The sequence below is a fragment of the Ruegeria sp. HKCCD6428 genome, from assembly GCF_013110595.1.
In the GTDB taxonomy this organism is placed as follows: Bacteria; Pseudomonadota; Alphaproteobacteria; order Rhodobacterales; family Rhodobacteraceae; genus Ruegeria.
In genome coordinates this window covers 341841-355200 of record NZ_WVQX01000002.1, presented here as the reverse complement: position 1 = coordinate 355200, position 13360 = coordinate 341841, and the positions used below count along the sequence as shown (strand labels likewise).

General features: G+C 53.7%; 12 protein-coding genes and 1 pseudogene. 7 read left to right on the top strand and 6 right to left on the bottom strand.

The window, feature by feature from the left end; genetic code table 11:
• Positions 1-527: 527 nt before the first annotated feature.
• From GS620_RS06985 to GS620_RS06970, 4 genes are all read left to right on the top strand, one after another.
• Positions 528-1880 carry a DEAD/DEAH box helicase gene (locus tag GS620_RS06985; protein ID WP_216597839.1) on the top strand — a complete coding sequence of 451 codons (1353 nt, stop codon included), beginning with the start codon at positions 528-530 and terminating at the stop codon, positions 1878-1880.
• 59 nt (positions 1881-1939) lie between these two features.
• Positions 1940-2149: a cold-shock protein gene (locus tag GS620_RS06980; RefSeq protein WP_171205538.1), complete on the top strand. Its 210-nt coding sequence runs from the start codon at positions 1940-1942 to the stop codon at positions 2147-2149.
• A 1549-nt stretch (positions 2150-3698) separates the two neighbouring features.
• Positions 3699-4388: a hypothetical protein gene (locus GS620_RS06975; RefSeq protein ID WP_171115244.1), complete on the top strand. Its 690-nt coding sequence runs from the start codon at positions 3699-3701 to the stop codon at positions 4386-4388.
• Between the two features lie 74 nt (positions 4389-4462).
• The gene (locus tag GS620_RS06970; protein WP_171167509.1) at positions 4463-4711 is read left to right on the top strand and encodes a ParB N-terminal domain-containing protein; all 249 of its coding nucleotides are present in this window, start codon (positions 4463-4465) and stop codon (positions 4709-4711) included.
• Here the strand turns inward: GS620_RS06970 and GS620_RS06965 are convergent.
• From GS620_RS06965 to GS620_RS06950, 4 genes are all read right to left on the bottom strand, one after another.
• Positions 4703-5716, bottom strand: a complete 1014-nt coding sequence (locus GS620_RS06965) for a fatty acid desaturase (protein WP_171614849.1) — start codon at positions 5714-5716, stop codon at positions 4703-4705. The genes GS620_RS06970 and GS620_RS06965 overlap by 9 nt on opposite strands.
• A 72-nt stretch (positions 5717-5788) precedes the next feature.
• Entirely contained in the window at positions 5789-5995 is a 207-nt protein-coding gene (locus GS620_RS06960) for a cold-shock protein (RefSeq protein WP_171115248.1), read from the bottom strand.
• Between the two features lie 378 nt (positions 5996-6373).
• A complete protein-coding gene (locus GS620_RS06955) occupies positions 6374-6949 on the bottom strand; it encodes a carboxymuconolactone decarboxylase family protein (protein WP_256369208.1) in 576 nt (191 codons plus the stop codon).
• A 157-nt stretch (positions 6950-7106) separates the two neighbouring features.
• A complete protein-coding gene (locus tag GS620_RS06950) occupies positions 7107-8621 on the bottom strand; it encodes an ABC-F family ATP-binding cassette domain-containing protein (RefSeq protein ID WP_171614845.1) in 1515 nt (504 codons plus the stop codon).
• A 370-nt stretch (positions 8622-8991) separates the two neighbouring features.
• Between GS620_RS06950 and GS620_RS06945 the strand changes: the two are divergent.
• A pseudogene (locus GS620_RS06945) lies at positions 8992-9624 on the top strand (tyrosine-type recombinase/integrase).
• Between the two features lie 197 nt (positions 9625-9821).
• Here GS620_RS06945 and GS620_RS06940 read toward each other — a convergent pair.
• On the bottom strand, positions 9822-11339 hold the full coding sequence (locus tag GS620_RS06940) for a sulfatase-like hydrolase/transferase (protein WP_171614843.1): 1518 nt from the start codon (positions 11337-11339) through the stop codon (positions 9822-9824).
• Between the two features lie 132 nt (positions 11340-11471).
• Positions 11472-11696 (bottom strand): hypothetical protein, encoded by a 225-nt coding sequence (locus tag GS620_RS06935; RefSeq protein WP_171120937.1) that lies wholly within the window; start codon positions 11694-11696, stop codon positions 11472-11474.
• Positions 11697-11808: 112 nt separating this feature from the next.
• Between GS620_RS06935 and GS620_RS06930 the strand changes: the two genes are divergently transcribed.
• Together GS620_RS06930 and GS620_RS06925 are read left to right on the top strand one after the other, a co-directional pair.
• On the top strand, positions 11809-12603 hold the full coding sequence (locus GS620_RS06930; protein ID WP_171614841.1) for a hypothetical protein: 795 nt from the start codon (positions 11809-11811) through the stop codon (positions 12601-12603).
• Positions 12604-12618: 15 nt separating this feature from the next.
• Entirely contained in the window at positions 12619-13164 is a 546-nt protein-coding gene (locus GS620_RS06925) for a tetratricopeptide repeat protein (RefSeq protein WP_171614839.1), read from the top strand.
• The last annotated feature ends 196 nt before the right edge of the window (positions 13165-13360 follow it).

The following is a 13360-nucleotide window of genomic DNA, read 5'->3' as shown; positions in this document are numbered from 1 at the left end:
TAGAGTTCACAGCGAAAGCCTCCTATGCGGGTGCCACCCGGCTGTTGCCTGCACTCGGCGCACTAAACTCTCTACCTTCGCTTAAACTCGGCCCATAGCCGACATCTGCCACCCGTCTCGATGCTGCGGTTGCACCCGCTTTGCCGACATTCGCTGCGACAGCAAAATTTGGGCGAGCCTGAATTCACAGATCGCGGACAAATCCGCCACTCCGTTCGCCGAGGACATGGCGGCAATCAGCAAACCGGACATTCAATCCAAGACTTTGCTATTCCGGCTTTGCGGACAAACGTAACCTTGGCAAATGTCTGCTCTTAAATGAGTTGTTGCTTTCTTAACCTTTGCCCTGTAGGTGAGACGCAACGCCGCGTGTGGATGACCAAATCAGCGGCAAAGTATTCTCGCCCGTGATCCCCAGATCGTTGTCTTGAATAGCTCCCTGAGAGCAACGAAACGACGGCGGCTATTTCATACGAGCTTCCCAGTAGATTAGAGAGACCAAGTGCCGATAGCGGTGAACCGCGTTTATGGCACGAGACCAAACGCTTTTGACGACATTTGACACCCTCGGCCTTGCCGAGCCCATCCTGAAGGCCATCAAGGCTCAAGGATATTCGACCCCCACGCCCATTCAGGCCAAGGTCATTCCGCTGCTGCAATCTAAGCGCGATGTGATCGGCATTGCCCAGACCGGCACAGGAAAAACCGCCTCATTTGTATTGCCCCTGTTGCATCGGATTGAGCGTGAGAGATCAAAACCCGCTCCGAAACAGTGCACGACATTGATCCTGACGCCGACGCGCGAGCTTGCGGCGCAGATCGTGGACAACATCCGCGCTTACAGCAAGTTCAGCCAGATCACAGCGACACTTGTCGTCGGTGGCGTACGCCCCGGCGGGCAGATCAAGGCTCTCAGCGGCGGTGTGGACATTGTGGTGGCAACACCCGGACGCCTGCTCGACCACCTTGGCACAGGCGTTATCAACCTGTCCGCAACCAAAGCCATTGTAGTGGATGAGGCTGATCAGATGCTGGATCTGGGCTTTCTGCCCAGCATTCGCAAGATCATGGCAAAACTGCCCGAGGCTCGCCTGACGGCACTGCTTTCGGCAACAATGCCGGGGCAGATCAGAAAACTCGCTGATGACTTCCTGAACGATCCGGCAGAGGTTCAGGTGGCGACTGTTTCAAAGCCGATTGAACGGATCGCGCAGAGCGTCCGGCATGTGGCCAAGCAGGACAAACGCCGTGTCCTGTCAGACATTCTGTCGGACAAGGACGTGCATCGCGCTGTTGTTTTCACGCGCACCAAACGCGGGGCTGACAACGTCTGCAAGCACCTGATTGCTGCTGGGATCAACTCCGCTGCCATTCACGGAAACAAAAGCCAGCCTCAGCGCGAACGTGCCATGGCAGGTTTCCGGTCAGGCGCAACGACCGTCCTTGTGGCCACCGATATTGCCGCACGTGGAATAGACATCGACGATGTGTCCCATGTGGTGAATTACGAGCTTCCGAATGTGCCGGAATCCTATGTGCACCGCATTGGCCGGACGGCGCGCGCAGGCAGAACCGGCACCGCGATTTCACTGTGTGATCGCGAAGAGATGCCCCTCCTGCGGGATATCGAAAAGCTGATCGGTAACAGGCTGCCAAGCGACACAGGATCGCAAGACGAGCCTGTGAAATGCGGTCGCGATGCCAAGCCGAAAATGCCCTGTGCTGCCAAAATTGAACCGTCGCCAAAATCGCTAGCGGTTCGTCACGTAACGCGTCAGCGGAACGGGCACCAAAAACACAAGATCGACCCCACCCAAGCGCAGGACGGTCTTATGCGAATGCTCTCCAATATTGGTGAGTTCACCCAACCTGCTGCCTGAACGCAGCGCGCAGCTCAGCCAATCCCGGCGGGCACACATGTCATTGAAAGGATAATCTCATGACAACCGGAACAGTAAAATGGTTCAACGAAACTAAAGGCTACGGCTTCATCGAGCTTGATAACGGCAGCGGCGACGCGTTCGTGCACATCAGTGCCGTTCAGCGCTCCGGCCTCGACGGCCTGAAAGAAGGCGCAAAGGTCGGCTTCGATCTGAAGGAAGACCGGATGCGCGGCAAGACCTCCGCCGAAAACCTGCAATTGCAGTAGGCAATTCACAAACGATGCCAGATAGCGGTTGCTATTGCCGCTGTCTGGAAGCACAGCCAAAGACTGGTTGATCGGTTCGGATTGGGATTGAGACACAATATGTAAGCGGTCACCTATTGGTGGCGTATTAATAGCTTCGAGCTTCTGCCAGCCCTTAGCAGAGCTCGGTCCCTGTTAGTTCGTCAACGACCACGTTTCAAAGGTGATGTCACGCTGAATTTTGTCTCTCAATTATTCTCTAAGCCACCTGGTCAAACACCGGTCTCAAAAATGAGATATCTCCGTAGCACAGGCTTCGTGACGACGGTGCGGCCTTGACTCTATGCTGGCTAAGAACCACAAGAGTGTATTGGTAAAAATTACTCGATGCCGCGATGCTGCCGGCTTCGCAAATCCAATGGCCTTCAGACTAACTGTAGCATGTGCCCCAGCATAGGAACGGGTTTCGCTGGGGTCTTCGCTATGAGCTCGTTCCTCGCAAGCATTTGCAACTGTCACCTGACGTGCTCCAGTCATCGCGTGACCCATGAAAGAAGGCGCCGTATGAACAACACATGGCTCTTGAATTGCGTGCTTGATGCCCGATAGATCAGGTCTCAGGCTCAGTTTCGACCATTCATTCATCGTGTTTGCTCGCTGCATACTTTGTTTGATCTCGACACTTTTGGTGTCGCTCTCAGGAACGCAGCTTGCTGCCCAAGTCGCAGGCAATGCCAGTGCAACGGTTTGTGACGAAGGTTTCGAAAACAGAAACGGATCCTGCCAAAGTCCAGACGTACCCCAAAACGCATATTTAACGGGTAGCTCCTATGGCCGCGGGTGGGAATGCAATCACGGTTTTCAGATTGTCGGAGAACTCTGTGAGAAAATAAGAGTTCCTGAAAATGCCTACCTGGCATCAACCGGAGATCAGTGGGCGTGCAATCGGCTGTTCCAGCGTGCCGGAGAAGAGTGTGAAGAAGTGATTTCGCCCCAAAATGGGTACGTCGAAACCCGGTTTGGCGTGCAGGAAATACACTGCAACTGGGGATTTCGTAAGGAGAACCAGGATTGTGTTGCAATAGAAGTCCCAGAAAACGGTCGTCTGAGCGACAGAGGAAGCTCGGATGGTTGGGTATGCCTCAGAGGTTACAGGGCAGCGGATAGCGGCTGTGAGCCCGTGGCAGTTCCACAGCATGCATACCTTGCGCCTGAAACTTATTCCGGATGGAAATGCGAACGTGGTTTTCGCGCAAACCGAGACAGGTGCGTTGCGATCCTTGTCCCTTCAAACGCGCATTTGAATCGAAGAGGTGATGGTTGGGAATGTAATCGGCCGTTCACGAGACAGAACGACAAGTGCACCGAAAATGTGGCGCGACAATAAGTTGGTGGAAACCAAAGCCGCCTGACAAATCCGGAAGGACTACGCCGTGAACCATAACTCGATTGACGAAAACCTGGGTAAAAGTCTCAAAGCCGAAAAGGCGCGTCGCCGGTCCTATGGGATTAAGATATCTATTGCGTCAGCAGTGTGCGTTGCAGCGATAATTGTAGCGGTGTTTCTCTGATGCGTAAAAATGCCCCTCAAGTAACCCTTCCCGGTTCAAAGATGTCAGCTCATGGTTTGGAACAAAGAGCGTTTCAGGACCGCAGTGTTCGTAAGTCGCGGAACGCTGACGTATCAGGAGTGATTGAGGAAGAATTTGGAAAGTACTTGATTAAGGCTGGCGTTCTGAGCGGCAATAGTGTTGCACGGGCATTTCCCAAGCCGCCGGCTAAAACGCAGGCAATGATTGCCGATGCAGTTGGAGAAACACCAGTATTGGCCATTGAAGCCTTAAAAGAAATTCTCGAAGAACGAGACAGGAAGCGTAGCGGTCAACGCCGTTTGGAAGGAAACTCCGGCACCCTAGTTCCCAGTGAAAGAGAATATGCCGAGGCATTGCGCCAGATCAGGCTCACCCCCGCGCAGGTCACATTGCTCAAAGCACTCACAATCGCAGGCAAGGAAGGTCTGACTATTGGTCACTTGTCTCAGGCAGCTGGTTACAAATCGCGCGAGGCCTCCATCAAGGTTTTCAAGAAAATCGGACTATTGATCGCAGAATATCTGGAACTGGACCTACCCGAAGCCGGATCGGTGCAGAATGATGGCGCCGCTCAGGTCCTGGCATTTTCTCACATCGAAAGTGACGATGAGCCAGCAACTTGGATTATGCATCAGGAACTGCGCGACGCTGTTCGTTCGGTTCTATGACGTACGTTCCAGCCCCCGCTTTTGAAGCGAGCTCTGAACCGGAACAAATGCACGAAAGGTTGCTCACGTAGCTAATGTTGGAGAAAAGACCATATCCGCTCGACCTGATCTATGTTCCTGTGAAACGGGCGAAAACGCTTGATCAACAAAAAGTTCTGACGCTGGCCGAAGATATCCTGAAGAACGGCCAGAAGACCCCGATCCAGATACGCTCGGACAATAAGAGGTTCGTGCTGATTGAAGGCCTTCACCGATTAGAGGCCATTCGCGCCTTGGGCGGCGAAACGGTCGAAGCCTATCTGGTACGCGCCAGGCTACACTAGATACCTTTTGGAATTGGCGTTCGACAAAGCCTCGGAAAATGTCAGCAGACGTTGACTTCTTTCATCCCAAAGATGCAATCGTGCACAATGAAAGCTCTCATATAGAGTAATACGCTGGCAATTTTCCAACTCCGAATGGTCACGCAAAACTTCGTTTAGCCGGTAAAACGGTATGCGGCTGGCAAGGTGGTGAACATGGTGTACGCCGATGTTAGCAGAGAACCACCGCAGGATGCCTGGTAGGGCATAGTGAGAACTCCCATAGAATGCGGCGTTCTGAAGGTTCCACCCCTCTTCCCGTTCCCAGGTCGTGTGTTCAAACTGGTGTTGAATATAGAAAAGCCAAATACCAATCGAGGCGGCGACGATCATGGTTGGCAGGAATACATAAACCAGAACATCCAGGCCTCCGGTCCAAAAAATCAGGGCCAGGACCACCGCAATCGCGGCGTTTGTTCCCATAGCACTTGCCCAATACAGCCAGCCTGACCGCATGAAACCAAAGGGTAAGCGATTTTGCAGAAAGAACGTGTAGACAGGCACGATACAGAACAGGAAGAAGGGGTTCCGGATTAACCTGTAAGCGGCACGCCCGACCCACTTTCGCTTCAGATATTCCTCTACAGTTAATGTAGGGATATCGCCCATCCCGCGCCGATCAAGGTTGCCGGTTGAGGCGTGGTGAATCGCGTGGCTTTGCCGCCAGATGTCAAAAGGTGTGAGGGCGAGAACACCCAAGACCCGGCCTGTCCAATTGCAAACGGTACGGTTTTTAAAAAATGATCCGTGACCACAATTATGCATGATGATGAAGAGACGCACCAGAAATGCAGCGTTAAGGATTGCCAGTGGAATAGCGACCCAGACACCAAGGGAAAGCGCAAACCACGCTGCGCCCCAAAGCGCGAAAAAAGGGATAACAGTAATTGTCAGTTCAAAAACGCTACGCTTCGTATCGGGTACGCGGTATTGAACGAGCGCCCGGGTCAATTCCTGCTGTTGCAACTGACTTGTTCTCCAACGGCTCTTGGGAACCCTCTGAGCAACCGGGCACCCCAGAAGGATGCCCGTAGCAGGCTATGCGAGTGCCAGGTTGGAAGCGCTGTCGCGTCCGTCACGACCAGCTTCGACGTCAAAAGTAACCTTTTGGCCGTCCTTCAATTCGCTGATGCCGGAACGTTCAAGAGCGGATACATGCACGAACACATCGCGCTTGCCGTCTTCAGGCTCGATAAAGCCAAAACCTTTGGTCGAGTTGAACCATTTTACTGTGCCATTTGCCATGGTGGAATTCTCCAATTGCGTGTCGCCCGCATCAATGCGGCGACCCGGCGTGGTCGGTCTAAATCGAAAGACTGAACGCCGAATTGAGGAGACAGCAGGTCGAAAAAGAAAAACGTAAGCTTTATGTATATGGACTTCGAGTACCCACAATACAAGCATTGATGCGGTGGAGGACAACAGAGAGATCCTGCCTGCCTAGCAAAACTTAGGTAAGGTGTCGCTGTTCGCTGTCTTTCGAATACGTGACTGGAGCGGGACGAAGCGCCAATACGCTGCACTTGTGCCTAAGTCCGTTTTCGAAGAATGGACGCGGTGCAAAACGGTGGTAATTGTCTGTGACAGGAAAGCATGAGTTTTGTCGTCAGGCACCACCTGACTCTACGCAGAGGCTTGCTGCTTTATCATCTCTAAGAAAACCAAGTAGGAGTCCTTAGCCGCGTCTGGGCCAGCTTTCTGCAAGGTGTGACCCTGAGTACGCCCACCATAGTCAAAGGTGACGCCGCCGCCTTCGACGATGCGGTTCATCATGTTAAAAAGCCCGGTTACCTCAATTGCTTCGAACAGCGCTTCCTCAACCCATCCCTGTTCAAGAACGGCATCGACATCGGCCTGAACGAGTTTGTTTGGCAAGGTGTTGAGCTTCTCGACATAACGCAGCATCGGTTTCATCTTCTCTGAAACATCCGAAGCCTCGATGTCTTCCCAAAGCTGTTTAATAAGACCGGGATCAATGCCTAACGTTTCAGCATGGATCACGTGCGAACCACAACAAAATCGGCAGGAATTGAGCGCTGATACAAACGCTGCAATGAGCTCCCGTTCTCCGATGGTCAGTTCTCCGTTAGACCGAAGGACTGAGTTCACAAAAGTCATCAAGGGTTCAATATTCTTGGGAAAGCGTGCCAAAAGGTCTCGAAGGTGAGCGCCTTCTGGCAGAGAAGGCAATCGCGGCATTCTTCGAACTCAATTGTTTGGGTTTTTGAACATACCACGGATCGCGTGCGAGTCATCTTTCGGCCAGACGCGAAACAAAGTGAGCTTTGGCTTAAATCTCACGAAAGTCCGTTTCGATGCCTTCCGCACTGCACAAAATGTTGGAACAAAATTATCACTACGAACCCATCTCACTTGCCAAAAACGGCTCGGGGCTGCCCGTTTCTTCCAGACCTTTATCTGTGACAAGCCAAAACCGATTGCCAACATTTCGCAAAAAGCTGCGGTCGTGACTAACAAGCAAACATGAAGCGCCGTGTGTGATCAATTCACCCTCGAGAGCCTCTTGTCCTTCAATGTCGAGATGGTTCGTCGGCTCATCAAGCAAATAGAAATTCGGATTTTTGAGCCGCAGTATCAGCATCGCCAAGCGCGCCTTTTGCCCCCCAGACAGTGCACCGATTTTGGTGCCTTGCATCTGTATGTTCACACCGGCGCCCGCCAAAACGCCACGTGCGCGTTGATCACCAATGTCAAACTGCCCCGTAACAGCGACCATCGGTGTGTCGCTGTCCGAAAGCTGGCTCAGATGCTGGTCTGAATAGGCTGGCACTACCGAAGGGGCACATTTGACCACCCCACTATTCCCTGAAAGTGCACTTTGCACCATCTTTATCAATCGGGTTTTGCCGGTGCCATTGGCCCCCAGAAGCACGATGCGATCTCCTGGCAAAATCCATTTCCGCCCGGTCTTGTACAACAAGCGACCGTCAGGCGTCTCAACCCGTGCGTCATCCAATGTGATCAGAGCTCTGGCATGAGTTCCGCTGTTGACCAGTCTGATATCACCAGCGCTGCGTTCGTAGTGGGCAGCTTTGGCAGATGCTTCAATCTGCGCCGCGCGATCATTTAGCTGTTTGGTCTTGTTCACCAGAAGATCAGACCCAGAATTGATGCCGATGTTCTTCAGCTTCGTCGCCTGCTTGCGTAGCTGCTGCGCTTTGTTCAATTCATTGGCAAACCGTCGTTGGTCAGCAGCATCCGCTTCATCAAGCGCCGCCCGTGCTGCCGAAAATGGAAGTGAAAAAACACGTGACCTTTTCGCGCGCAAAAACAGCGTTTTGTTGGTGGTCGCATCGAGAAATGCTCGATCATGAGAGGTCACCACAATGGGCACTTCACGTGGCAAGGCAGACAACCAGTTCTGGAGCAAGCCTATACGATGCAAATCCAAATGATTGGTTGGTTCATCCAGCAATAGGATATCTGGCTCCTGAATCCACGCGGCAGCCAACAATGCAATCCGCTGCCACCCACCGCTCAATTCGTTGAGCAGGCGATGCTGCAACTCGAGCGGAACACTCAGATCACCAAGCACGACATCCACACGCCAGCTTTCGTATTCTGCCTGCTCGGCAGGAAGGGCACCCAGCACCCACTCATAAAGCGTTTTGGCATAGGCGCGTTCCGGCACGTATTGGGTTACATATCCCGCTCGCAAACCGCGCGCCCGGACGATACTCCCGTTGGTCGGTTCAGATTGGCCGGCCATGCATTCCAAAAGTGTTGTCTTACCGCGCCCATTTGCGGCAACCAATCCAATACGATCACCCTTGGAAATTGTCAGGTTCAGTTCATCGAAAAGGAGGTCGCCACGGATTACGCTTAAAGCGTTGATGTTCATCACAGTCATCAGAGTCTCTGCTCATAGAAAGGGGTGCCGAAGTGCGGCTTTGGGCAGACCGATAGAAAGGTTGTTTCTCGGGCCCGCCCTGCAAACGCATTTACAGGGCGAAACGGGGACCATGCTGAAGTCGGCGGGTGATACGCATGTTCAGCTTGTGCCCTCCCGTTGTAGATTGTGACTATGTGCTCAGACCTTAAAAAACAATTCCCGTCTCATCAAGCGGCTCGACAAGAAAAGCAGACCTTTGCCGGATTGCAAAAAAACCGGTTTGGGCTCTTGATCCAACATCGGATGCGGCGCGGCATGTTGTGATAGGATACTCTGGTCAACGTCAGGTTGTCGTTTTGGGAGGACATGGCGGATCGGAGGATCAGCCATGGAAACACCAAACTTACCTGCCATTCGTGCGCTTCGGCCAACCTGGAACAAAGGACGCATCGTCGGTCAGAAGCGACCATTGAAACCAAAGCATGTCTGGGCAATCCGGGTAAGACTTCAACTGGCCGAGAACCACCGTGATCTCGCGCTATTCAATATGGCCATTGACAGCAAATTGCGGGGCTGTAACCTCGTGAAGATGAAAGTCGTCGACGTCATGGTGTCCGGTCAGATCAAAGAAAGGGCGTCGGTCTTACAAAGCAAAACGCAGAAGCCGGTGCGCTTCGTAATTTCTGAAGGCACACGCGCCTCGGTTGAGAAATGGATGGAAGATGAACTCATGGTCGGCTCAGAGTACCTGTGGCCGAGTCGGTTCCATGAGCGCCTGCACATCTAAACCCGGCAGTATGCAAGGATTGTCCGCGACTGGGTTACGTCGATCGGTCTCGAGGTGAGTGCTTACGGTACCCATTCGATGCGCAGAACCAAAGTCACCCAGATATACAAGAAGACTGGCAACCTTCGAGCCGTTCAGCTTCTTCTCGGTCACACCAAGATGGACAGCACGGTCCGGTACCTAGGCGTTGAACTCGAGGATGCGCTGGCCATCGCCGAAGCCATTGAAATCTAGCGTATTTGGGTCGCCTTCATTGGCGGCCCTTTGCCGACATTCATGGTGGTTCTGTGAATCTGCGGCCGCAACCCGCATAGCCGCCTTTCGCCGCGACTGCTCGAATTCGATAGTGACCAAGGTCTCAAGTGCAAACCAAGCAGACATTTTGTTGATGGAGCCATTTGCAATGGCTCCAAGCTTCCCTTAAACGAAACTTACCAGTCCACTGTCTTTTGTGGCGTATACTGCGGCGTCAGTTCGGGATCGAAGGACGTGTCAAAATCACGGTAGAAACTGCTCACTGACCGATGCGGATAATCTTCGATCAGCAGCATGTGTTCCTGAATCATCTTGGTGATGCCCGGGCCCGCCCAAATTCCGTTTTGCGCCTCATTTGGGAACCGCTCGGCGGGATCATGATACAAATTGAAAACCTCGTAGAAATGAAAGTTGGGATTCCTCGGCTTCAGGTTCAGTTTGACCTGATCCTTGCGCACCGCCTCCAAGTTTTGGCGATTGTAGTGGAAGACATAGTCGCGACGCCCGTTGCCCTCTCCAAGCAGGAACAAACCAGATTGGTCGACACCGTCGATCACCCGGTCGCCGGGCACCTCCGAGAGCACGCCACCGATGCTTGCCCATGTGGTAAAGAAGTCCGTGATCTGGACGATGTCGAGCGGGTCTTGCCCCGGCTCGATCATGCCGGGCCACCACGCGATCGCCGGCACGCGGATGCCGCCTTCCCGCGTTTCCCCCTTGCCTCCTTGGAGTAAGGAGTAACCGCCGTGCGGGTGCACCGTGTACATGGGTCCATTGTCCGAACTCCAAACCACCAAGGTGTTCTCTGCGATCCCAAGATCGACCAGCGTTTTCAGAACGCGCCCGACATTGTAGTCATGTTCCACCATTTGAGCTGCGGTATTGGTTTCAGCAGGTGTGTCGCGAAAATCCGGGTGAGCGCCCCAGAAATGATTACCCTTGCCCCAGAAGTTCACAAAGAACGGCTGATTCGTGTTGGCGCGGCGCGTGATGAACTCGATGACGTTATCCGCGACCTCCGTGTCGTAAGTATTGTACCTTTCCATTGAGTATTCATAGACAGGTTCCGGCTCCTCGCCTTTCTTTGCCCGCATGACGCCGCCGGTGTCATAGGGAAATCCCTCAGGGCCGGGCGAGTGCATCAAAGCGCGCTGTGTGAATCCGCCAATATCGTCATCTTTGGAAGCGTTCTTGTTGTTAACCCACCAAGGAGGATTTCCCTCCGACCATTCCGCCTCGTCGAAACCTTGTTCTGTCGGATGGTTGCCGTCGTCGTCGCCCAGATGCCACTTGCCGAAAAAACCAGTGTAGTAACCCGCGTCCGACAGCAACTCGGCGATTGTCACCTCATCACTGTGCAAACCAGTTCCGCTCTCGCCCGGTAGCGTGATGTTATAGACGCCGTTTCGGATGGGATGACGCCCGGTCAGAACCGCGCCACGCGACGGCGAGCATTCGACCTCCGAATAGAAGGACAGAAACTTCATGCCCTCTTCCGCCATACGGTCCAGGCTGGCTGTTGGCGCTCCACGAATTTTGCCGCCGCCATACACGCCAAGTTCTGTGTACCCGACGTCGTCGGCCATGATGTAGACAATGTTGGGTTTCTTTCCGAACCGCGCTTCGAGAGCAACCAGCTTTTCGCGCACAGTGGCGTCATCGTCAGCCCAGGCGAGACCGAATTCCTGCTCCATCCGGACAAACTCTGCGTCATGGACGATTTGATCTGCCGCCATCGCTGCAAAGGCCGCGCCACTTATCGCTATCGACAAGCCCAAAGCAGGCTGGGTTCTGTTTCGTATGATCCACATCGTGCAATCTCTCCTTCAATCGTTGTCTCGTATTTCAACGGCCTCTATTCGCCGCTGGAGTTCTTCGATCAATTCCGAAACGATGGAGGTGGCGGGTTCGTCTTTTGAAACTTCGTCAAACCCGTACGATCCGGCAATCTCTTCCAAATCGTCGAAGACTTCACCAATGCGACTGTCGAACTGACGGCTCTTCACATACTTTACAAAAAGTCCTGGGTTATATCGTTCAAGAAAGGTCACGTGCCTCCAAATCGTCTGGTTGGACACGCTCAGACTTGCGGGTAAAATATCCGTCAGGGAAGTAACTTACCCTAAAATCGCCAGTAAGCTCACGCACTATCTGTTTGAAAATATGACCGAAACCAAAGGAAACAGCACCTGCCGCGACAAGAGCGGAAACGACCTCAGTGTCGAAGAAAAACGTGCTGCTGTGGCTTCGGTGGTGGAAAGTCGGATATTCGCGAACTCGCCGCGTCTCAAGGAATTCCTGATTTACGTGACGGAGAAATCTCTGTCCGAGGAGGGGGCGGACCTCAGCGCCAAGTCCATAGGGTTCCATCTCTACGGACGGGATACCGTCGACGAGACAAACTCCGCTAACTTCGTTCGCGTTGAGGCGGGACGGTTGAGAAGGTCATTAGATGACTACTACGACAGCGATGGCCGAGCGGACGCGGTTCGCGTTCACATACGCAAAGGCGGCTACGCACCCACATTCGAGCGTCACGTCGTTTCAGCGCAATCTCCGGCCGCCGACGGCACAGCCAGACCACTTCTCAGTGGAGGTCCGAAAAAACTTCGCTTAGTGCTTGTTGCGTGCGTACTGCTGGCGGTAATCGCACTCGGGGTTTTTGAGGTGCTCCGTCCCGGTCCGCGTCCGGACGATGCCGAACTCGCGGCCCGCGTCGAGCGTCAGGCGCTCATGGAGCAATCGCCTGCGGCATTGGAAGCCGCTAATATGGCCTTGCAGGCCAGAGGTCTAATCTATCCTATTTTCGACGCGCATCGACAAATGTTGACCACGGAATTGTTCCGCGCCGCGATTGAGATCGATCCGAACTCCGCGTTGCCCTATGCGGGGGCGGCCCAAACTCTCGGCTCGCTTGCGCTTCTGTCAATCGCTGGCGACAGGCACGACTTTTTTTAGGCTGAAGCCCGCGAAGTGCGCGATCGGGCGTTAGAACTCGACGCGGATCACGAATGGGTGCAATCAGCAGCAGGCTGGGTGGCGTTTGTGGAACGCGATTTCGAAAGTGCCATGAGGTATTCCGAACGCGCACTGTCGCTCGCACCTGAAAATGGCAACGTGCTGGACTTCTATGGCGTTGTCGCAGTCGCGTCTGGAGAGTTCGAAAAAGGATTACAAGCAGGCGACCGTGATCGCCCAAGAGAAGGTGAAAACACGCGTTTTGCGTACTTGAACATACTGGGAGCGGCATATTTTCATCTTGGCCTATACCACGAAGCAATCTCTGCATTTGAAGAGGGTAACGCAAGTGGTGGTCCGGTTTCCGCTCTTGGGGTCGTGTACTTGGCCGCTGCTTACTCCTCCGTCGGTAGGGAGCAGGACGGGCGCCGCATGATCGATCAAATCGAAAAAAGTTGGCCGGGGTTTCCAATAGAAGAGTTTTTGACGCGACTTCATCGCGAGCCAGACACAGCGCGACAGTTGGTCAAAAAGCTGCGCTCTGTCGGATGGGCGGAGTAGCTTTGGCAAATTGCCAAGCGAACCACCCAGGCGTAGGCTTGAAGGGGGTCGACAAGAATGACCACTCTCGGCTCGTTTCAGATCTCCAAGGCAGCGCGGCATCTCTCGGCCATGACACATTGGCCTCGCCGCTGGCGGCCCATTGCGGACATTTAGGACGGAATTCAAATGCTGCAGTGGCATACCGGTCTGCGGA

Excerpts from the sequence above, each read along its gene's own strand:
- GS620_RS06955 (WP_256369208.1), bottom strand. The coding sequence starts at position 6,949 with ATGCCGCGATTGCCTTCTCTGCCAGAAGGCGCTCACCTTCGAGACCTT.
- GS620_RS06960 (WP_171115248.1), bottom strand. The coding sequence starts at position 5,995 with ATGGCAAATGGCACAGTAAAATGGTTCAACTCGACCAAAGGTTTTGGC.
- GS620_RS06980 (WP_171205538.1), top strand. The coding sequence starts at position 1,940 with ATGACAACCGGAACAGTAAAATGGTTCAACGAAACTAAAGGCTACGGC.
- GS620_RS06985 (WP_216597839.1), top strand. The coding sequence starts at position 528 with ATGGCACGAGACCAAACGCTTTTGACGACATTTGACACCCTCGGCCTT.
- GS620_RS06970 (WP_171167509.1), top strand. The coding sequence starts at position 4,463 with ATGTTGGAGAAAAGACCATATCCGCTCGACCTGATCTATGTTCCTGTG.
- GS620_RS06950 (WP_171614845.1), bottom strand. The coding sequence starts at position 8,621 with ATGACTGTGATGAACATCAACGCTTTAAGCGTAATCCGTGGCGACCTC.
- GS620_RS06930 (WP_171614841.1), top strand. The coding sequence starts at position 11,809 with ATGACCGAAACCAAAGGAAACAGCACCTGCCGCGACAAGAGCGGAAAC.
- GS620_RS06940 (WP_171614843.1), bottom strand. The coding sequence starts at position 11,339 with ATGGAGCAGGAATTCGGTCTCGCCTGGGCTGACGATGACGCCACTGTG.
- GS620_RS06975 (WP_171115244.1), top strand. The coding sequence starts at position 3,699 with ATGCGTAAAAATGCCCCTCAAGTAACCCTTCCCGGTTCAAAGATGTCA.